The sequence below is a fragment of the Ruminococcus sp. B05 genome (genome assembly GCF_003628495.1).
Classification (GTDB): Bacteria; Bacillota; Clostridia; order Lachnospirales; family Lachnospiraceae; genus Schaedlerella; species Schaedlerella hominis.
Genome location: NZ_RBZR01000003.1, coordinates 26,136 through 46,049, shown reverse-complemented (window position 1 = coordinate 46,049; position 19,914 = coordinate 26,136). Strand labels below are relative to the sequence as shown.

28 protein-coding genes and 1 pseudogene are annotated in these 19,914 nt (G+C 36.1%); 7 read left to right on the top strand and 22 right to left on the bottom strand.

Translation table 11 applies throughout. The features are described from left to right. Window positions 1-395: 395 nt before the first annotated feature. The 4 genes from D8Q48_RS04685 to D8Q48_RS04670 all read right to left on the bottom strand — a co-directional run bounded on the left by D8Q48_RS04685 (window position 396) and on the right by D8Q48_RS04670 (window position 2,513). A complete protein-coding gene (locus D8Q48_RS04685) occupies window positions 396-605 on the bottom strand; it encodes a DUF6219 family protein (protein ID WP_118198095.1) in 210 nt (69 codons plus the stop codon). Between the two features lie 104 nt (window positions 606-709). Then, a complete protein-coding gene (locus D8Q48_RS04680; protein ID WP_117495659.1) occupies window positions 710-1,720 on the bottom strand; it encodes a helix-turn-helix transcriptional regulator in 1,011 nt (336 codons plus the stop codon). Window positions 1,721-1,869: 149 nt separating this feature from the next. Then, window positions 1,870-2,058: a hypothetical protein gene (locus D8Q48_RS04675; protein ID WP_121055612.1), complete on the bottom strand. Its 189-nt coding sequence runs from the start codon at window positions 2,056-2,058 to the stop codon at window positions 1,870-1,872. A 29-nt stretch (window positions 2,059-2,087) separates the two neighbouring features. After that, window positions 2,088-2,513 carry a GNAT family N-acetyltransferase gene (locus D8Q48_RS04670; protein WP_121055610.1) on the bottom strand — a complete coding sequence of 142 codons (426 nt, stop codon included), beginning with the start codon at window positions 2,511-2,513 and terminating at the stop codon, window positions 2,088-2,090. A gap of 369 nt (window positions 2,514-2,882) precedes the next feature. Between D8Q48_RS04670 and D8Q48_RS17875 the strand changes: the two genes are divergently transcribed. Further along, on the top strand, window positions 2,883-3,668 hold the full coding sequence (locus D8Q48_RS17875) for a relaxase/mobilization nuclease domain-containing protein (RefSeq protein ID WP_330514371.1): 786 nt from the start codon (window positions 2,883-2,885) through the stop codon (window positions 3,666-3,668). Between the two features lie 26 nt (window positions 3,669-3,694). Here the strand turns inward: D8Q48_RS17875 and D8Q48_RS04655 are convergent, their stop codons facing one another. Next, complete coding sequence (locus D8Q48_RS04655; RefSeq protein ID WP_117835391.1) at window positions 3,695-4,285, bottom strand: sugar O-acetyltransferase; 591 nt, start codon at window positions 4,283-4,285, stop codon at window positions 3,695-3,697. 2 nt (window positions 4,286-4,287) lie between these two features. Further along, window positions 4,288-5,286 (bottom strand): alpha/beta hydrolase, encoded by a 999-nt coding sequence (locus D8Q48_RS04650; protein ID WP_121055608.1) that lies wholly within the window; start codon window positions 5,284-5,286, stop codon window positions 4,288-4,290. A 118-nt stretch (window positions 5,287-5,404) separates the two neighbouring features. Between D8Q48_RS04650 and D8Q48_RS04645 the strand changes: the two genes are divergently transcribed. Further along, window positions 5,405-5,842 carry a MerR family transcriptional regulator gene (locus tag D8Q48_RS04645; RefSeq protein ID WP_015541390.1) on the top strand — a complete coding sequence of 146 codons (438 nt, stop codon included), beginning with the start codon at window positions 5,405-5,407 and terminating at the stop codon, window positions 5,840-5,842. A gap of 42 nt (window positions 5,843-5,884) precedes the next feature. Here D8Q48_RS04645 and D8Q48_RS04640 read toward each other — a convergent pair whose 3' ends face one another. Together D8Q48_RS04640 and D8Q48_RS04635 are read right to left on the bottom strand one after the other, a co-directional pair. After that, on the bottom strand, window positions 5,885-6,496 hold the full coding sequence (locus D8Q48_RS04640; RefSeq protein WP_118225700.1) for a class I SAM-dependent methyltransferase: 612 nt from the start codon (window positions 6,494-6,496) through the stop codon (window positions 5,885-5,887). A 57-nt stretch (window positions 6,497-6,553) separates the two neighbouring features. After that, complete coding sequence (locus D8Q48_RS04635; RefSeq protein ID WP_072522465.1) at window positions 6,554-6,886, bottom strand: helix-turn-helix domain-containing protein; 333 nt, start codon at window positions 6,884-6,886, stop codon at window positions 6,554-6,556. A 142-nt stretch (window positions 6,887-7,028) separates the two neighbouring features. On the opposite strand from D8Q48_RS04635, the gene D8Q48_RS04630 reads away from it, so the two are divergent. Beyond that, the gene (locus D8Q48_RS04630) at window positions 7,029-7,382 is read left to right on the top strand and encodes a cupin domain-containing protein (RefSeq protein ID WP_117495883.1); all 354 of its coding nucleotides are present in this window, start codon (window positions 7,029-7,031) and stop codon (window positions 7,380-7,382) included. Between the two features lie 163 nt (window positions 7,383-7,545). Here the strand turns inward: D8Q48_RS04630 and D8Q48_RS04625 are convergent, their stop codons facing one another. The 10 genes from D8Q48_RS04625 to D8Q48_RS04580 all read right to left on the bottom strand — a co-directional run bounded on the left by D8Q48_RS04625 (window position 7,546) and on the right by D8Q48_RS04580 (window position 14,943). Beyond that, entirely contained in the window at window positions 7,546-8,454 is a 909-nt protein-coding gene (locus D8Q48_RS04625) for a radical SAM mobile pair protein B (RefSeq protein WP_117990306.1), read from the bottom strand. Then, a complete protein-coding gene (locus D8Q48_RS04620) occupies window positions 8,442-9,131 on the bottom strand; it encodes a radical SAM mobile pair protein A (RefSeq protein WP_117495803.1) in 690 nt (229 codons plus the stop codon). Before D8Q48_RS04620 ends, D8Q48_RS04625 begins: the two co-directional genes overlap by 13 nt. Then, the gene (locus D8Q48_RS04615; protein WP_117990307.1) at window positions 9,128-9,565 is read right to left on the bottom strand and encodes a radical SAM mobile pair system MarR family transcriptional regulator; all 438 of its coding nucleotides are present in this window, start codon (window positions 9,563-9,565) and stop codon (window positions 9,128-9,130) included. The genes D8Q48_RS04620 and D8Q48_RS04615 overlap by 4 nt, the downstream gene beginning before the upstream one ends. Window positions 9,566-9,687: 122 nt before the next feature. Next, complete coding sequence (locus D8Q48_RS04610; RefSeq protein ID WP_121055606.1) at window positions 9,688-10,503, bottom strand: alpha/beta hydrolase; 816 nt, start codon at window positions 10,501-10,503, stop codon at window positions 9,688-9,690. 25 nt (window positions 10,504-10,528) lie between these two features. Beyond that, window positions 10,529-10,909, bottom strand: coding sequence for a mannose-1-phosphate guanylyltransferase (locus D8Q48_RS04605; protein ID WP_117990309.1), 381 nt, complete (start codon window positions 10,907-10,909; stop codon window positions 10,529-10,531). A 45-nt stretch (window positions 10,910-10,954) separates the two neighbouring features. Beyond that, entirely contained in the window at window positions 10,955-11,371 is a 417-nt protein-coding gene (locus D8Q48_RS04600) for a YjdF family protein (RefSeq protein ID WP_117990310.1), read from the bottom strand. A gap of 244 nt (window positions 11,372-11,615) precedes the next feature. After that, a complete protein-coding gene (locus D8Q48_RS04595) occupies window positions 11,616-12,782 on the bottom strand; it encodes an ABC transporter permease subunit (RefSeq protein WP_117990311.1) in 1,167 nt (388 codons plus the stop codon). Window positions 12,783-12,786: 4 nt separating this feature from the next. Further along, a complete protein-coding gene (locus tag D8Q48_RS04590) occupies window positions 12,787-13,653 on the bottom strand; it encodes an ABC transporter ATP-binding protein (protein ID WP_005334760.1) in 867 nt (288 codons plus the stop codon). Next, window positions 13,644-14,399: a hypothetical protein gene (locus tag D8Q48_RS04585; RefSeq protein WP_092073367.1), complete on the bottom strand. Its 756-nt coding sequence runs from the start codon at window positions 14,397-14,399 to the stop codon at window positions 13,644-13,646. Before D8Q48_RS04585 ends, D8Q48_RS04590 begins: the two co-directional genes overlap by 10 nt. Then, window positions 14,389-14,943 carry an RNA polymerase sigma factor gene (locus tag D8Q48_RS04580; RefSeq protein WP_005334762.1) on the bottom strand — a complete coding sequence of 185 codons (555 nt, stop codon included), beginning with the start codon at window positions 14,941-14,943 and terminating at the stop codon, window positions 14,389-14,391. Before D8Q48_RS04580 ends, D8Q48_RS04585 begins: the two co-directional genes overlap by 11 nt. A gap of 389 nt (window positions 14,944-15,332) precedes the next feature. On the opposite strand from D8Q48_RS04580, the gene D8Q48_RS04575 reads away from it, so the two are divergent. From D8Q48_RS04575 to D8Q48_RS04560, 4 genes and pseudogenes are all read left to right on the top strand, one after another. Further along, window positions 15,333-15,641 carry a type II toxin-antitoxin system RelB/DinJ family antitoxin gene (locus tag D8Q48_RS04575; RefSeq protein WP_121055604.1) on the top strand — a complete coding sequence of 103 codons (309 nt, stop codon included), beginning with the start codon at window positions 15,333-15,335 and terminating at the stop codon, window positions 15,639-15,641. Beyond that, window positions 15,638-15,967: a type II toxin-antitoxin system RelE/ParE family toxin gene (locus tag D8Q48_RS04570; RefSeq protein WP_005334765.1), complete on the top strand. Its 330-nt coding sequence runs from the start codon at window positions 15,638-15,640 to the stop codon at window positions 15,965-15,967. The genes D8Q48_RS04575 and D8Q48_RS04570 overlap by 4 nt, the downstream gene beginning before the upstream one ends. 132 nt (window positions 15,968-16,099) lie before the next feature. Then, window positions 16,100-16,429: pseudogene (locus tag D8Q48_RS04565) on the top strand (conjugal transfer protein); the annotation flags it as partial. Beyond that, on the top strand, window positions 16,407-17,117 hold the full coding sequence (locus D8Q48_RS04560; protein WP_008369915.1) for a DUF6040 family protein: 711 nt from the start codon (window positions 16,407-16,409) through the stop codon (window positions 17,115-17,117). The pseudogene D8Q48_RS04565 and the gene D8Q48_RS04560, both read left to right, overlap by 23 nt. A gap of 219 nt (window positions 17,118-17,336) precedes the next feature. Here D8Q48_RS04560 and D8Q48_RS04550 read toward each other — a convergent pair whose 3' ends face one another. The 4 genes from D8Q48_RS04550 to D8Q48_RS04535 form a co-directional block, all read right to left on the bottom strand. Continuing rightward, on the bottom strand, window positions 17,337-18,068 hold the full coding sequence (locus tag D8Q48_RS04550; RefSeq protein ID WP_005334769.1) for a hypothetical protein: 732 nt from the start codon (window positions 18,066-18,068) through the stop codon (window positions 17,337-17,339). 97 nt (window positions 18,069-18,165) lie between these two features. After that, a complete protein-coding gene (locus tag D8Q48_RS04545; protein WP_055057068.1) occupies window positions 18,166-18,447 on the bottom strand; it encodes a hypothetical protein in 282 nt (93 codons plus the stop codon). A 19-nt stretch (window positions 18,448-18,466) separates the two neighbouring features. Then, on the bottom strand, window positions 18,467-18,664 hold the full coding sequence (locus D8Q48_RS04540) for a hypothetical protein (RefSeq protein WP_005334773.1): 198 nt from the start codon (window positions 18,662-18,664) through the stop codon (window positions 18,467-18,469). Window positions 18,665-18,697: 33 nt separating this feature from the next. After that, entirely contained in the window at window positions 18,698-19,900 is a 1,203-nt protein-coding gene (locus D8Q48_RS04535; protein ID WP_005334774.1) for a hypothetical protein, read from the bottom strand. Window positions 19,901-19,914: the final 14 nt, after the last annotated feature.

The window sequence follows — 19,914 nt, the reverse complement described above, 5'->3', positions numbered from 1 at the left end:
TGGTCTTAAATTCAATGACAACCGTCCCTTTTTGATCATATACGTTTCACTTCCATCCTCCGAAGATCCTTTCAACCAGCAATCATCCGGATACTTCACAGAAAAGACCCGTAACCGATTGTTGCTGCTAATCATTAATAAGGGTGAGATCACTGGTGCAGTTGACATTGACAATATGTATGAATTTGCTTCTTCACACTACAATGATTTCAAGGATCTCCGCAATGATAAGGACATTGTTATCAATCGGGAGTGGATCCTTAACAAACTTGCCGAAACAGAAAATGAATAGTATATTTGGTGGCTACACCCCCCAAGCCCCTGTAGAATAAATAACGCCAGTACTGGATATCAAAAATCCCGCACCGGCGTTATTTATTAAAATATTTTGTTTTTTAATCTTCAACACTCTCTACTGAAACTTCTTTTTTCTTCCTACTTTTACCAGAAATCATCTTGTGTCCTGTATAAATAGCCATAATCATGCAAAGCAAAGAACTTGCTGCAAAGTACTTATGACCTTCTTTTAATCCCTTATAACCTGTATAAAAAGTTCCAAGCATTGTAATCAGTGCACCGATAGACCAATATTTATGTGATTTCATTCAGATACCTCCTGCCGTTTTTCTTAATCATATACCTTTTAAAAGATATATACAAACTGGAATTTCTGGATGCGTATAATATGCGAAAAAAACTTAACTTCATCTTAAATATAGTGCTGAGTTTCACTGCCATTCTTTAACACCATTTTCACCACACCAAGCAATGCTGCAAACAAAACACCTGCAACCGGCCATACAATCCATGTAATATCCCAGCTCATCGTCCAGAAGCTCCATGCAAGGTAAATCGCTGTAGTCAAGCACCAATATACACCAGAAAACGTGTCAGTCTTTTTCTTAAACAGTTTTTCTTCTTTTGTATATTCGCCTTCCTGAAGAAGGGTATCGTAACTGCTTTTTACCATCCCAACACGAACCAACAGATTCACTCCTATTGCAAGTATGAATAGCAGTAATCCAACGGAAAGACCACAGTAATAGTCGGACGCTTCCATAGATTCGGCAATAATTGTCGGAATCACTGCCAGTATACAAAGCACTACCCCAACAGCTGTTCCTCTGATAAAAATTGGTTCATAGGAATCTTTTTTTTCTCGTACCATTCCAGATACACCATACTCTGTTTCAAAGCATTCTTTTTCAAAATGTTCCATATGTGATTCACTCATTCCATATGTAATAAACAAAAAGACGGCTGCCGCAACCATTCCAAGCAAAAAAACACATCCAAATACTGTTGCCAGAGATTCCGAAACATGAAATACGCTATCTTCTGCCATTGTCACAAGAACAATCAATAATATTGGACTTAAGATACACATACTTGTTGCGTTTGCTACTACTTTGGATCCATTTCTTTTCATGTCAAGAAATTCATTTGCATTCTCCATAGTTACTTTTTTCAACGGTTCTGCATAGCTTTCAGTACTTTCGTGATAGGTGATATTTTCTGCTTGCATTTCATCTTTTAATAGGTAATCTGTACTAACACCAAATAGCTCCGACATCTGTAAAATTCTTTGCAAATCTGGAACAGCTCCTGCACTTTCCCACTTAGATACTGCCTGTCTGGATACGCCCAACTGATTGGCTAGTTCTTCCTGTGACCATCCATTCTTTTTTCTTTCCTCTGTAATCTTATCAGCTAAAATCATTTTTTCCTCCTTTTGCAGATTTTATGAGCTAAATATAACAGTTTTGCTGTTTGCATTCCACCATTTCAGACTGTAAATCTGTCAACCAGCAGTTGCAAATCACAAAAGGACTCTATGAATCCCGATTTTCCAGCAATACAAGCAGGAAATTATTTATCATCTGTATTGTTTTCCTTTTTCTTATGAATCGAACCCAAGCAAAGAAACGAAGAACCAAGACATAACCATACTATAGCCATAGAATTTTCATTTCCACTCGTAAAGTCTATAGCTGAGGCTACGAGAAACAGAACTGATGCAATATAAAATAAGATTGATTTATTTATTCCTTTTTTCATAAATAAGAATCTCCTCCAAATCCCGATTTCTATTTTTGTTTCCATAGCATGGTGTATTCTTTTTCACCAGTAGCTTCATCCAAACCTTCACATTGAATAATGAACCCTTCTCTTTGGTAAAAAGAAATTGCTCTGGCATTCTTCTGGTATACATTTAATTGTAATCTAACTTTTTTATCCTTAATATAATCCAATAAAAGCTTACCGATGCCGCACGACTGCATTTCATCAGAGACAAAAATACCTTCGATATATTCATCATTTAATCCTACAAATCCTTGAATCATTTTATCATCTTCATACACATAGACTTCGGATTGTAACATCATTTCTTTCACTAATTCATAATTACTTTTCCAGTATTGATTGGAAATAAAATAATGTGCTTTCAGATTTGTCTTTAACCATATGTCAGCAACTCTATCAATATCTTCGCTCAGCAACTTTCTAATCATAACAAATATTCTCCACAACTACGTCCTTTATGCTTTTCTCTTTTTTCCATTCTATCACAAGCTCACCATTAATCATCAATTTTTGATATTTTTTCTTTTCCCCCACTGTAAAACAGCCTCTGAGCGTTTCGTTATATAGAGGAGAACAAATAAGAGCAAGATCCACCCATGTTTAACGGTATTGCCATTTGGCCTCCCGTCAACCTATGGGTTTTATCTTGATGGGGATCTCCCCATACCCCCTTCATAACAGACGTTTCACTCGTCTGTTGGTTCCACCTAAAGGTGTTCACAGCACTATTTCTAATATCGGAAGAGACAGCCGATTTTGAAATACGTGGACTCCCTCATCGCAAAGGAAGGAGGATTATGAGAATAGTAAACAAAGAAAAAGAATTAAATCACAGACATTTTGTTGCAGTACGACTGACAGATGTCGAACTCAATTTGCTGGATCAAGGAGCTACTTGTTTTTCAATCTCACGATCTGAATATCTAAGAAAACTTCTGCTTGAACACGATGAGAAAACTGGAAAAAAGATTCTGGATGAATCTGGAAGAAGCATCCTTCGAAAAGAATTTTATATGGATGGGCTGAACTGTGATCCGATGTCTTTTGACAAGGAATGTGAACTAACAAATGCTCATTTTCACAAGAATAAGAAACGTGAAGATATCAAAAGTCACCACTACATTATCAGCTACGATCCAACCGATGTTACAGAAAACGGACTTACCGGAGAGGAGGCACAGGCAATCAGTTTGGAACTTGCAAAGCAGATGTTTCCCGGATATCAGGCACTGGTGGTTACTCATACTGACGGCCACAATGAATCTGGAAATATTCATACCCATATCGTAATAAACAGTGTGAGAAAATCTGCAGTAGAAAGGCAGCCCTATATGGATAAACCACATGAAGAAGCTGCCGGTTACAAGCATCGTTCCACCGATAAATTCATGAACGCATTCAAGAAAACAGTCATGGAACGGTGTCAACAGGAAGGACTTCACCAGATAGATCTTCTTGCTCCGGCTGAAAGAAAAATCACTCAGAAAGAGTATATGACACAGAAACATGCCCAGCTTCTTTTGCTCCCTTTGCACACTCCTTTGCGAGTACATCAGAATTGCTGCCTCCTCGAAAACTTGTAGATATGATCAATACTTTTTTTCCACAATTAAATTTCTCCTTTTTCAGCGTCTTTTTTAACCTTACGTATAACTTTCGCAGGCACTCCTGCCGCAATCATATTGGCCGGAACATCTTTTGTTACAACTGCTCCGGCTGCAATGATCGAACCTTTACCAATCGTAACCCCTGGAAGAACCGTTACATTTGCTCCAATCCATACATTTTTTTCAATATGAATCGGCTGAAATATCATACCAGCTCTTTTCTCAGGATCTTCCATATGATTGATTGTTGCCAGTACTGCATTATGTCCAATCAGGACTCCATCCTCTATATAAATACCACCCTGATCCTGAAACTTACATCCTGCATTAATAAAAACATTATTACCTATATGGATATTTCGCCCACAATCCGTATAAAACGGAGGAAACATTCCAAAACTCTCATCTATTTTCTGCCCGGTAAGTTCTGACATAAGCTGTACAATTTCTTCTTTTGTATGATATTTGTTATTCAGCTCCATCGTTATTTTTAATGCCCTTTGAGACAGCTCATGCATGATCAGATGGTCTTCACTTCCACCATCTACAGTATATCCGGGCTTCATATTACTCAAATATTCTTCAAATGTCATGATTAACCAACCCCGTTTTCTTTAAAAAATTTCTGGATTTTATCAAATGGGATTACATCCAGATTATCGTAAAGATCTGTATGAACAGCCCCTGGAATTGTCAGCAGCTCTTTATTGGATGTGTACTTGCTGTCCTTGATCATATTTTCATAAGCATCTTTTCCAAAATAATAGCTGTGTGCTTTTTCTCCGTGAACAATAAGGACTGCACTTCTGATTTCATTACTGTACTTTAATATTGGCTGATTCATAAATGACATACATCCAATACTGTTCCAGCCATCATTGGAATTCAGGCTCCTTTTATGATAACATCTGCCTTTATAATACTCACTATAATCTTTTACGAAGAAAGGGGCATCTTCCGGAACCGGAAGTGGCACACAACCACCGCCTCTGGAATACTCGCCTTTACGGTATTCTTGTGTTCTGAGGGCATTCAGTAACTGTTTCTTTGCATAACGTGCTTCTTCACTGTCCTCAGAATCAAAGTACCCATTTGCATTTGCCCTTGTCATATCATACATGGTAGATGCAACAGTTGCTTTTATTCTTGTATCCAATGCAGCTGCGTTAAGAGCCATTCCACCCCATCCGCAAATTCCAATGATTCCTATTTTATCCGTATCCACATCTTCCTGAACAGAAAGAAAATCAACAGCAGCCATGAAATCTTCTGTATTAATATCCGGAGAGGCCATGAATCTTGGATTTCCTCCACTTTCCCCCGTAAAAGAAGGATCAAATGCAATCGTTAAATATCCTTTTTCAGCCATCGTCTGCGCATATAATCCAGAACACTGTTCTTTGACTGCACCAAATGGTCCGCTTACGGCAATCGCAGGATATTTCCCTGACACATTTTTCGGCTTATACAGATCTGCAGCAAGTGTGATTCCATAACGATTTACAAATGTCACTTTCTTATGGTCTACTTTTTCACTCTGTGGAAAAGTTTTATCCCATTCAGATACCAACTTTAATTCTTCTGTTTTTAACATATTTAACATCCTCCATATGCAAAATTTCTTGTAATTATACTAACAATAGTATATGATATAAATATCATGCAACCTAAAGTTAACTTTAGGTCAAGCATATTTTGAAAGAAGGTTTTTTATGTATACAATCGGTCAGGTCTCTGCAATGTTTAGTCTTCCTGTTTCTACCTTAAGATATTATGACAAGGAAGGTTTTTTCCCTAATCTAGAACGTAAAGGAAACATCCGTTATTTCAGCGATAATGAGTTGGAAGCGCTTCGTATCATTGAATGTCTGAAGAAATCTGGGCTTGAGATCAAAGATATAAAGCAATTTTTTATCTGGGTATCTGAAGGCAGCGCCAGCTATGAAAAAAGGAAAGAATTATTTGAAGCCAGAAAATCAGCTGTTGAAACTGAAATCCAGGAACTTCAAAAAACTCTCTCCCTCTTAAAATTTAAGTGCTGGTATTATGAAACAGCAATGAAAGATGGTAATGAAGATACGATAAATGCCATGTTACCTGATAAACTTCCAAAAAATATACAGAAACTATATGACAAAGGACATGAATGATTTTTGTTTCTTCTTCAAGTTCTTCTTCAAGCTGGAAGTTGGCTATTTCGTTGCAACAATACTTATCCAATGATTTTTTGCATTTGAATACGTTTTAATCTCTGTAAAACCCGCTTCTTTCAAAGCGGCAACAAGTTGTTTAGATGTGTAAATCTTCATACCATTGATCATCTTTGTCCATTTTTCATCTGCGGTATTCGTTCCGTCACTCTCATTACAAATCAGGAATATGCCTTCGCTTTTCAGCACACGGTTGACCTCGGAAAAGCATTTTACTAATCCTGGCCAAAAGTAAACTGTTTCGAAGGCAGAAACATAATCAAAAGTCGCGTCAGAAAAGGGTATAGCAGATACATCTCCTTGAACTACATTACATTTCCCTTGTTTAATGGCGAGGGCGTTCAATTTTTGAGATTCTGCCACACTAACCTCAGAATAATCCATTCCTGTCACGTGGCCATTTCTACATCTATCAAGCCAGACCGCAATATTTGCTCCGCCGCCACAGCCGACGTCCAAAACTTCAGCATCAGACTTCGCGGAGATATTTGAGAATCCCCATTGCGATAATTTGGCGTGACCGCTGTTCATCATCTTCGTCATCAATTTTCCGCCGAAGCCTTGTGGCTTACGGGTATTTTCAAAAAATCTCATTACAGAATTCCTCCTCTCTAACTTCCGATTGTTCGAGCTTTTCAAATACTAACGTACTTAATTCTGTTCAATAAGTGATTTATAGTAGTTACCAAAGTCAGCAAGTGAATTAACAATTGGAAGCATTTTTGTTCCGAGTTCCGTTAATCCGTATTCAACTCTCGGTGGCTGTTCATGGTAATCGTGGCGATATGCCAGTCCATCACTCATCATTTGCCTTAAACTATCCGTCAAAACCTTTTGTGAAATACCATCTATACTTCGTTGTAGCTCATTGAATCTCCATGGACGCTCTTTCAAGTTACGCAAAATCAGCAGTTTCCATTTTCCTCCGATGAGCGATACTGCTGTTGCAACTGGGCATTCCGGTAATTCTTCTTTTGCTCGCATAATTCTCACCTCCGAGTCTATTGTAACACATTCAATTTTGAGTGTACAGTTACAAAAAGGTGCGTACTTGTTTTTGTATGTGTCTCACACTATACTAATACCAAGCAACCAGAAACTACAAATCAACTATGGAGGTATTATTATGACAAATTACACAAAAACAACTATTGGAAAGGAAAACCGAATTGAACTGCATGAAAAGTTGTCTTTAACAGGTGCAGAAATCAGTTTAAACGAACTACCTGCAGGAGCAAATGTCCCATTTGTTCATTCTCATAAAGAAAATGAGGAAATCTATGGAATTCTTTCAGGTAACGGCAAAGCCATAATTGATGGAGAAGAAATCAGCCTTTCAACTGGAGACTGGCTAAAAATCGCACCTGCTGCAAAGCGTCAGTTTTTTGCATCCGATATTTCCGGAATTACTTATATCTGCATTCAGGTAAAAGAAAATTCTCTGGAACATTTTACAGCAGAGGACGCCGTAATCGGCTAATTAAAAGTATTTATTTACAAAAATGCACAGCTCCTGATAAGCTAAGAACTGTGCATTTTTTTCTTCAATTTTACAATTTCTCTATTTTTCAAACAAGAACTTCTCGATTTCAAATGGCGATAAATAAATCTCTCCACCATCATCAGTTTAATTTTCGTTTAGATTAACGATTTCTTTTTCCTGTATTCTCTGTCCCTCGGATTTCCTCATGATAGAAATAATCTACGATCACCGGATGCCCCTGCGGGACTCTGCCATAAGGCATTTCATTATCCACAAATGGGCAATCATACTTCTTAGCCATTTCCTCAGCTTTTACTTCAAGTGCTTCAAAGTAGCTGCGGTTATGCTTGTTATAGATCTCGTCGTAAAGTGGTACAAGATCAGGATATTTTCCGGCGATATAATCCATAATTGTCTTTTTGAAACCGCCTCGAAGATTGAGATTTTCGAGCCAGAACAGATCGCACTGATCCTTTACCCGCTCAAAGATTGCTTCAAAATTCGTGATACCGGGAAACACCGGAGATACGAAACAGACTGTACGGATACCTGCTTCATATACCTGCTTCATAGCAGCGATACGGCGCTCAATGCTAGAAGCAGAGTCCATATCGTTCTTGAAATTTTCATCTAGTGTGTTGATCGACCATGAAACGGTTACTCGTCCAAGCTTCTTCAGCAGATCAATATCTCGTACCACAAGATCCGACTTTGTGCAGATCAGAATATCTGCGTCACTGCCGATCAGCTGCTCCAGAAGTTTTCTGGTATTCCCGAATTGCTCCTCCTGTGGATTGTAGCCATCTGTCACAGAACCGATGACCACCCGCTGTCCGGCATATTTCTTCGGATTCTTAATTTCCGGCCAATGCTTCACATCAAGGAAAGTGCCCCATTCCTCCTTGTGTCCGGTAAAGCGCTTCATAAAAGAAGCATAGCAATACTTGCAGGCGTGTGTACAGCCTACATATGGATTGACCGAGTAACCGCCTACAGGCAGACTGGACTTGGTCATGATGTTCTTTGTTTCCGTCTCATTAATGAGGATTCCATTTATTACTTCTGCCATGATCTCTGTACCTCCAACACTTTATTGAATTCATCCGGCATTTCCTGAATCATATTTTCATTCCCTATGATAGGGACAAGATCTTCCTTCATAAATACCGGAATGTCAAGCATATGCGCCTGATCTGTCAAAGACCATGCCCACTCCGGCTCCGTATGAACCTTCCTGCTCTGAACTCCAGTCATGGTGCCGACAACGATCCAGTTGATCCCGGAAAGATCAACTGAACCTGGATTGTCGAATAGCGGCTCGAAGGTAACATGATAGTGTTTTGCTCTGACATTTTCCCGTAGTGCGTCAATACGCCACAGTTCTGCTTTTCTCGTCACCGTAACACCAAACCATGCGTTTTCCAAATCTGTATCAAAATCCAGCAGATCTGGTCGCTTTGTAAGGAACAGGAACTGATGCTGTGGATTTTCACGGATTTTTTCAAATACCTCGTCTCTCCATTCTGACTTCCAGCCGGAAAGATCGCTCATGCCGGTAAGAAGAAAGTTCTGCGGACGTTTCTTTTCCATCATCTTGAGCTTACCCGGAAAGAATTCAGGGTCAGCAAAGTCATCAATCATATGCCAGCGTTTCACATTATTGCGGGCATAGCAATATGCACACCCCACTGTACATCCGATGACGATATTCATGTTTTGAATCTGATCTTTGATACAAATACTCATGATTTCTGCCACTCCTCAAGATTCTTTCTGATACGGTCGAGGCATTCCTCAAACTGGGTAATTTCTTCCTCCGAAAAACCTTTGTAGTAAATACTGCCCATTTTATCAGATACAGAATCGTATTCGTCCTTTAAGGCATGTGCTTTTTCAGTCAGAAACAGAAGTGTTTTCCTTTTGTCCGTTTCAGACTGAACGCGTCTTAGCAGCCCTTGATTTTCCATTCTTTCCAGCATCGTAGTAAGAGAAGTTATCGCTAATCCACATTTAATCGAGAGTGACCTGATTGAGATTCCATCTTCCTGCCACAGTACATAAAGAATACGCCCCTGGGCTCCGTTAAACGCATCAATATTCTTTTCGCTGAGAATCTTCTCAAAGATTCGATCTCCAAGTTGTTTTATTTTGGTAACAAGAAATCCGCCATTCATTTCCATACAAAAGCTCCTATATAGTAGTTTATTAAAAACATACTATATAGGAGCTTTATTGTCAACAGTTTATATGTCTTAATAGGTAAATTCCGTTTTTTTCAATTCTCCAAACAGGAAGTTGTCTGTTATAAAATATCAGCAATAAATTCCTCTATCAAACGATTCACCTGTTCGGGTTTGTCTGTATTGGAATTGTGTCCTGCTCCTTCGATCCACGTCAAAGGAATTTTCGCATTGCGATGCCATGCTTTGTTGTACCGTATACACGAACCAGCGTGATCTTGTGTGCCACACATCAATAATGCGGGACACTTGATTTCATACGGCAGATTCTTTTCCATGGCCGCTGCCAAAATACGATAGCCATGTCCAGCAATTTGTGCATAGCGTTTCTGGTTTCCGTCATAAGTCAGCATCATTTCACGCATGAGGCTTCTACCATAGTCAGTCTTGGCAACGCCTTCTGACCCCGATTTCAGGAGCCATTTCCACGGATAATGAGCATATACCGGCTCCATCCGTTTCAAAAGCCAGATCTCAACTGCCGTCACATAGCTTCGTTGCAGCGGTGCAGAGTCAATGGAGACAAAGCCTGTCATTTTGTCTGGGTAAAGCTGCGCATAAGCCTGTCCCACATATCCACCCATAGACTGCCCGACAATAACAGGCTTTGTAAGTCCTTCTTGGTTTAAGATATCATCCAGCCATTTTGCCTTGTCGAACAAATCAAAATCAAACCGAAACGGCCATGAGGAAGCGTGTGCCGGTGCATCCCAGACGATAACATTATACCTGTTCTCGAAATACTGAATCTGCTTATCAAACAATCTATGGTCTGCCGTCAACCCCGGTAGAAGAACAAGCGTAATTGTATCCGGGTTTGACACGCTTGCCCAATAGTGAATCGTTCCGCATCGAGTATGATAAGTTTTTTCTTTCATTGGGCTCCCCTCCACAAAGTTCAATTTATTCTTTGTCGTTCAAAAGTTTATTTACTCTTTCAACTGGAAATCTGTCTTCAATGTCAATTATTTCAAATAAATTTAGGGGTAATTCTTTCTCTCCAATCAGAGTAAGATATTCATTAACAGCTCTGCGGTCAATCATAATTTTCCCATGACCGGCCCAATGACGATTGCTCTCTCTCTTTTTCAAGCCAGAAATCCAATATTCATCGCCGTTTTCAATATCTACATAGTTAGAATAACCACCATTATATTTTTGAAAAGCATGGTCATTAAAGTAAATGGTTTTCTTGGTTTTTGAAGTTCTCACATATCCAATCCATGCTGGACCATCATCAGAATATCCTGTTTTTAGTTCAATATACATTAAATCTTTAATCATTTATATCACTCCTAAATTCCGAATTGTGCAAAAGCCCAAGGGACTTTAATGCCCCTTATGCTTTTCTCTTTTCTTTTGCTGTTTCAACTCAAACATTCGCTGTTCTTCCGCCTCTTTTTTCTTGCGGTTTCTCTCTTTACGCTCCTGATTGTTCTGTTCCTGTTGTAATTTTAATGCCTGCTGCGATTTTGTGCCGATGCCTGTTTCCATCGTCTGCTTTTTTGCTTCTCGTTGCATACGCTTTGGATTTCTTTTTATATCCTTAACAACAGTTTCAACAGCCGGACTGAATTTCAAACTAAAATAGTATTTTTGAATATATTCCTGCACTTCGTAATCCTTTGGTTCTGCACCAAATGTTACCTTCGCCACAGATAGTTTACCATCTTCAATACGTTCAAATACGCCTACCCAAAATGGTTCTTCAAAATATACCGTCAGTTTTCCACTTGCTTTGTCCATAAGAATCCCTCCTAAAATGAATTGAACAAAGAATGGACAACCCGGAGGGGCAGGTTACTTACCCTATTTGCATAGGACGGCTGGGCTACCTACCAGCTCTAGTACATTTTTAATGTACATTGCGTTTTTATCTTTGTATTTATAATCAAGCCATATGGCACGATTAACTTATTCGGTCAATTCCGATTTGTTACTCACATGATATCATATTTTTTCTTCAATTGCATTTTCATTGAAAAAATCATTAAAACTTCCAATGTTTAATATAAATAAAGCAATATAGTTGCATCCCTACTCGTATTAAGAGCTGAAAAATAAATATAAATCCTATATTAATGAAGAAGGAATGGAAGAAAAAAGCATCTTTTGAATATAGAATACCTAATATATTTTGTACATTCAAATTATTTATTGGAAACAAATACAAAATTTTGTTACCTACCCCTGTTTTTATCATTTGCACCAGCAATAATGGTAATATATATACCCCTAATGAAACAGCTAATACTGACATAGATGAATGCATAAGAGCTGATATTAACAATGTTACACTCTCAACAAATCCAATACCAACTAATTGCATGACAAGAATTAAAAAGTATATTTGAATATGGTTATATTGCAAAGGGAAGTCAAATAATCCCAACGACAAATTTGTTTGTATGTCTGAATTCCATCCGCTCATATCATACATTGTAGAGAAAACACCTATGTTGACCAATTGAAAAATAATAAATAAACTCACTGTAATAATACTTGTCGCAATCAATTTAGCAAATATCATTTTGTTTCTTCCATATTTTGTAACTAACAGAATCTGATTGATATTTTTAGAATTATCATCTGAAAACACTATGGAAGATACCAATATTGTAATTATGGACAAAAGAGCATATATATATCCAAGTACTCGATATAAGTCTGTCCATGGAACATAATTTCCTAATGTCAAAGGAGTATCAAATTTTTTAAATCCAACCTCGTCCAATGAATATAAATCCACGTCTTCTATTGTTAATCTTTGGCCTTTATTAACCTGTTCAATCATTTCTGAATAAACATTTTCGGCATCTTTTGAAAAAAAAGTATCTCCCATTTCCCAATAAAATGGATAAAAAGGCTTATTAACAACTTTTTGCTTTTCATTCTCTTGGAAATTATTCATAGAATCAGACAGAATCATTTTAACTTTTTCATCTGTAAACTCTCCAGAATATTTTTCATCTATTATTACATCGAGGCTCTTTTCAAACCCCTTTTTCTTATTACTCGCTTCACTCATTGATAGCTGTGAATAGTGATACCCAACAAAAAAAATCCCCAGAAGGACTAAGCATCCTACAACAATCCCACCAAATACAGTTCGGTTTCTCAATATTTTCCCAAGTTCAAACTTAATTAGCGATGTCATACTCTCATTCCCCCTCTCTAAAATAAAACAAATACAAATCTTCTAAAACCGGATCAACTTGTTTCGCATTTGCAAAAGGTTTTTCCCTTGAAATAAGTCGAAGAACAACTCCGTCTTCTCCATATTTACGATTACTTACTGTATATACTTGCTCAATTCGATTTACTTCTTTTTCTGGAACCAGGCATTCCCATACACACTTGTTAATATCTTTCAACAAATATCTTATTGTGCCTGTATTTTCAATTCTACCTTTTTTTAGAATAATGATTTCATCTGCTATATATTCTATATCTGATACAATATGTGTAGACAATAATACTATTTTTTCTGATGCAAACGAACTTATCAGTTTTCTAAATTTAACTCGCTCTTTGGGATCGAGCCCTACCGTAGGTTCATCTAATATTAAAATTTCCGGATTATTGATCATTGCTTGAGCGATACCTAGTCTCTGTTTCATTCCGCCAGAATACTTTCTGATTTTTTTATTTTTCACATCATCTAAGCCAACCTGAATCAATAAATCTAAACATCTCTTTTTTGCTATTTTCCCATTTAAGCCTTTCAATGAAGCGATATACATCATAAAATTTAATCCTGTAAAATCAGGATAGTATCGAAAATCTTGTGGTAAGAATCCAAGAATCGAGCGATAATATTCTGCTTGCAGAGCAATATCTTTATGGTCATATTGTATATTTCCACAATTTGCTCTCATCAGTCCACAAATAATACGAAATAAAGTTGTTTTACCCGCCCCATTAGCACCTAATATTCCGTAAATTCCAGGAGTAAATCGATACGACACATCATCAAGCACAGTTACATTCCCATATTGTTTTGTTATATTATTAATAGTTAATTCCATACTGAAGCTACCTCCCATTTGATTATTTTAGTTTGAGAATATAAGATAATCCCTAATATTGTCGTTGTAATGAAATATGCTATTCCCCAATAAAGCATTCGGATTTCATATATTTTAAAGATATTTGCAATTAAAATAACTGCGACACAAATACTTCCCGATATACACCATAGGAAATAATTATGTAATTGCTTTCTCCATATAGTTATAAGCGAAAATAAAATAATGCAAACAATATTGTATGGAACAAGTACATAGACTAATATCTGATACAAAGGCAAAGATACTATAGATTTAGTCATAAGAGAAAGCAAAATAACAATTACCATATCAATAATGCCAAAAATCAATAATTTCATCATAATATGTTGTCGCAAATCATATTTGAATGTCTGTTCCAATTCCCACATTCCTGTAGTAAAACTTTTGAATAATTCATCTAAAAAAAATAAAGCCGAAATGAATATTACACCTGTGATGCATAACATTATTTCACTTATCGGCTGTAAATTTTTAAAATTTAATGCCATAGTTATCCCTGATAGAAAGATGAATAATTGAATTATCCAAGTATGAACATGTATGAAGCGAAAAGTTGACAGGAATAGCTCAAAGTAAGAATGTCGACTCATTCCAAGTCTAATCATTATTTCATATCCTAATTCGATGGTTTTTTCACGTCCTTCTATATCACCTTCTAATTTATAACCAGCCAATTTCGATATAATATCTTTTTTATCCATCATAAAATTCCTCTCTTTCTAAAACTTTTTCTAATTTTCTAAGGCCTTGATAAATACGTGACTGTACAGTAGATACCCCCACGCCAGTAATTGTCGCAATATCTTTTACCTTTAAATCGTGATAATACCGTAGTATCACAACCTCTCGTTGTATTTCAGGAAGTAAATCAAGTGCTTTTTGAACCGTTTCTTTTCTCTCATCATGTAATATTTCATCAATCAATGAAGTGTCTAAATCAGTTGTAAAATTATCTGTGAGTTCTATTTGCTCAATATGTCTTTTTTTCAAATAATTATTGCAAGTATTGACAGCCATAGTGTATAGATAATTTTGAAATTTTCCTATGAATCGGTATCTAGGTAAACTTTCTACCAATTTTAAAAAAATATCCTGTGTTAAATCAGAAGCTATATCGCAGTCTCCATAACATCTGCGAACACAATAAAAATACACACTATCATAATATTTATGTACTAAAATATCCCATGCATCAGGATCTCCCATCTTAATTTTGTTTATTATCATCCAGTCTTGTATCATATCCATCACTTTTCTCTTAATTATTCTTCTCTATATATAAACAACTAACCTTAACAAATCATTTAAAAACACAAAAACTTTTTATATTTTTTTATATTTTTTTACAATATGATAAACTATTCTTCCCCTCATGAGCAAGGGATTAGGAGTTCCCTGTGGCGGTTAGTATGCAGTAGTTCGATTATCCTGTAAGCGTGAGTTTTCCAAACTTATCGGATTCTTGGTAGTTGCCTTAGTAGCCGTTGGTCTTGTATTCAATGCGTCCGGCGTAAAAGATGTATTGTTACAGTTATTCAATAAGATTATTGGAGCATAAAATTAGTATTGCTATTGTGCGGACATTTGCATATAATAAAGATAGATGGAAATACTACTCACGAAAGGAGATGTTTTATATGGCTACAAAATCAGCAAATTTATATGCAAGGATTGAACCAGATGTCAAAGAAAAAGCAGAAAGTATCCTGTCTACACTTGGTATCCCTGCTTCCAGTGCTATCAATATGTTTTATAAACAGATTATCTTACAGAGAGGACTTCCGTTTGAAGTAAAAATACCATCTGACAGACCTGTTGATATCAGCACATTATCAGAAGCAGTGTTCAATGAAGAATTGGAGAAAGGATATGCGGATATGCAGGCTGGACGGACAAAAAATGCGAAGAAAGCATTTGCTGACATTCGCAAGGATTATGGCTTATGATATATGAAGTAGAATTATCCGAACAGGCTGACAGTGATTTGAGAGGGATTTTTGAATATATTTCTTTTGAATTACAATCGCCGGAAAATGCAAGCGGACAGCTTGACCGTCTGGAAGAACAGATATTAAGTCTGGATACGATGCCGGAGCGTTATCGAAAATATGAAAAAGAACCGTGGAAAAGTCGTGGACTTCGTGTATTACCAGTAGACAATTATGTGGTACTTTATATTCCAGACAGCGATAAAAAAGTTGTAACAATACTTAGAGTAATGTATGCCGGACGGGACATAGACAATCAGTTAAATCTCCACACAAAGCAATAAAGGATATGATTTAAAGCAGCCTTTCATTTATGATCGACTGCTTTTTTCATATTCAAAATTAAAAAGAAAGGGCTGAATTACGATGGAAGAATGTAGCGTATTGATTGAAACGACCAAATCAGCAGAGGATAACACCGAATTGCTGAACTGGAACAGCAGATAGAGAAAGGACGTGATATAGATGAACGAATCCAGAGAATTAAAGAACGCCGAACAGTTGGAAGAGCTTCTGCTCCTGACCGAGGAGATACAAGAAGAACTGGAACAGAAAGACCAGCTTAGCGTGGAACTGAAGACGCAGCTCAACGAATCTCTGATCTTGAACGAGAAATTAAACAAAGAGAACAGAGCCGGGAATATTCAAGCATTAAAGAACGACTTGAAGCTGGCAGACAGAGCATTGCGGAACGAGAAAGAGAAGCTGCGAAGCGCAAACGTCATGATCGGGGAATATCAAAATAAAATACGCTGTTTAACACAACAACGGGATTATGCCCGGACACATCAGAAAATCGTAGAGATACCGGTAGAAAAGCCGGTACTCTATGAAAAATGTGAATCCTGTGACCGGACAGCCTATCAGAATGAAAAAGCGAAATACGGAACACAAAAAGAGCGACTTGCCGGACAGTATAAAGCAAAAACGGTAATGTTCCAAACAACCTTGTTCCTTCTTGCATGGTATTCGCTGACAACCACTCTTTTTCAGGCAGTACAGTCCGATGTGTTCCTTTCCGATTGTAAATCATTCTTCCATGATGCAGCGTCATTCCTACAAACTTTTATCGGTTGGACAATTGATGCCGGGCAATCTGTGGCACAGATTAGCACAAAAATTCCAAATCCTTTTATAGCCGGAATGGTATATTGGTTATTTCTGATATTGGTTGTCGGAATATGTGTGGCAGGGACAGGGATACTGGCGATACTGATAGAAATAAAGGTTATAGAATTATATAAGAAAAACTGTTGGGATGTTATTACTCTACTGATGATACTGACAAGTACTGCTGTCATCATTTATTTTGGAGAAGCAATTAAAAAAGCACTTTCCGTAAATCTTCTATTGCTTTTCGTACTTTCTCAGGGAGTATATCTTGGAATCAGATGTTATTTGAAAAATCGGTTAGGTACCAAGCAATATTGGTGAAAACATGCTAAAAAACGTATAATAGCAGGGGATAAAACATCGTCCCCTACTATTATATAAACAGCGAAGTTTTACCCATCTCTCTTTTTTGAAAGATTCGCTACTTGTGGAACCGAGATATAAGGTTTCGCCTGTGTTCTTTGGTGTATCACTACCACATTTCTCTGTACCGATGTAATCTTTCTGCATACGGAAGCAAGAGATACAATATTCCTTATTTTAAAACATAATTACAATTCCTGTTTGACAAGAACGATCATCATAGAAGGATTGTATTTGTCCCCACTCATAATAATATTCGACGCCTGTCATACTCTTTTTACTGGGAGTACCTAAGCATTTCCTTAAAAACCTATTATTTTCTTCTTGCAACTTTTCTAAGACTGTACCATTCATTGTCTCATATTTCGTAGAATACTTTTTGTCTGCTCGAACCAATTCAATCTTTTTTACTTTTCCATGTCTTCCATAGATTGTAACATAAAACTTCTTATAAAGCCATTTTAAAGGTTTCTTAGAAATCAATATTGTATAAGAATACTCTGTTTGAGCAATCTTAAAATCAATTTCTTTAAATAGGGAAATACTTCCTTTGGGAGTAATTTTATATCCCCCTATTTTTAACATATCTTCCTTTAGCTCATCCTTTATTTGGATAATCTCCATACTTACTATAAAAACAACATAGCCTTCACACACTACAACGGTAACTATTTTTGCCCATAGCACATCTGGAACAAACATGTTCCAAGCTATAACAGGAAGCAAAGCTACTCCTACCGCAGTCACCAGTAGAAGCACCCTCCAAATATAATTTTTCTTTCTTTTTCCTTCATTAGTTAAATTTTCATCATAATAAAGATGACCTGGGGCTTCGAATGAGTTTAATAGAAATTCCTTTAAAAATGACACCAGAACCGCTCCCCAAGAAGATTTCTTTTGTTCCTTCATATTACCCAATCTCCTCTGCTATATGATTATTTTTCATTCTATTTTTTACTTAACTTATACATTAGCAAGATTTTTAGTTATTCTTCTAACAATATTTTTATCCCCGCTTTTTCTGCTTTATGCGAAAAGTCAACAGCAAATCCCCATCCCATCTCTGCAAATTGCCATTTCTTCGTTTTTTTGTAATTTTATAGCTTTCAACTGTAGACACTTTATTTAATTCAGGATATAACTTCTTAAGTGTAAGTATTTGTTTATTTCTGCTTATTTTTTCATTCCATATAATTGTTAATTTAACCTGTTTTCTTTCAAAAAAACCCACCTTACATAAATCTGCATAGCAGGCTTCTGGTATTGATATATCATTGTTTTTTAACATTTTTCTCCTTTATTTAATTTTATAAAAAACTTCTAAGCCCTATTAAAAGAAATATGAAGCCTATTAGAGGAACAGGTATCATACAAATGAGAAACACATTAAATTTTTTCCTTGCTTCATCAGTATTTTCTTCTTTTGTTACTTTTGCTTTTTTCATAACTATAAAAGGGAATATCAGTAATAATAATCCTCCAACTACTGCTAACAATATTTTCATCTTATATATTCCTTCCTTATCTTTAAATAAATATTAATCATGTATCGTACTATATTCCAATCCTAATGCACTTTTTCTTCTACAAATTCTTTTACTATCGCCTATTGATGTATTTTCATATTCACTGTTTGAAACAGTATATATTTCTCTTTTACCATTACAACTTACATATAACTCTCTATCTCTAGTTTTACCACTGCTAATCTTTTTGTCTGTTACAATTGCAATTTCATGAGTTGCCCCATCAAATGTAAATAAAAAATTTATTGGGAAGCTAATTGTAAATGCGATTATAAAAGCAGCAAATACAACTGAAAGTTTACGTCCAAATTTCTGTGGTACATCTGTTTTTAAAGATTTAATAATAAATGGCAGTGCAAGTAAAGCAGTAATAATTGCCGTAATCTTCATATAGTTTCCAAATTCATAATTAAAGAGTTTACTCGTATTCAGGGATAAAAGCATTGCTATTGCTGCACCCATAAATGGTAATTGATACGCCAGTTCTTGTCCTTTTTTTGTGGTGACTTCTATAAATATATATGGATAATATTTTATATACACTGCATATGTAATCATCAAAACCATTATAAATATAACTAACATTGTTTTGCCACCAATAAAAAATGCTACCGCATCAGCAATTATTAGAATCCAACCTAAAGCTTTTAAAAATTGCTTTGTTTTTTTACGCTTTTCTTTTTCTATTGTTTTTGACATATTTTTGATAGTTGTATTCTCATTACATATAGATTTATAGAAATTCTTTTCTATCCAGTTTAAAGCAGGTACATACTTTGATACATCTTTGTTCTGTTCAACTAACTCACCAAAATCCACAAGATCTATTTCATGTTTTATAAGTGTATCATATAAAATATCATAATTTACATACACTTGCTCCAGAGTAACAAGTCTATTGTACATCTTATCAATTAATATGACATCTGTTCTACCATTTAATGGAATCATTAAAATACAACGAATATCATTATATTTTATATGCTGAGTTTTCTTAACCAGATAGCTAAATACAATTTCATCTTCATTTACTACAATTATTTGTTTCTTGTATGCCAAAATTAAAGCAATACCTAAAAATACAAAAGGCATAAAACATATCGCAACCCCCATATTTCCTGTAACAAATGTTACCAGTACGATTATTAAAAAAAGAACTGTTGTTACTATTCCTAAATTTTTTACAAATTTACTTAATCTAATGACATTATCCATAAACTCAATCTCCC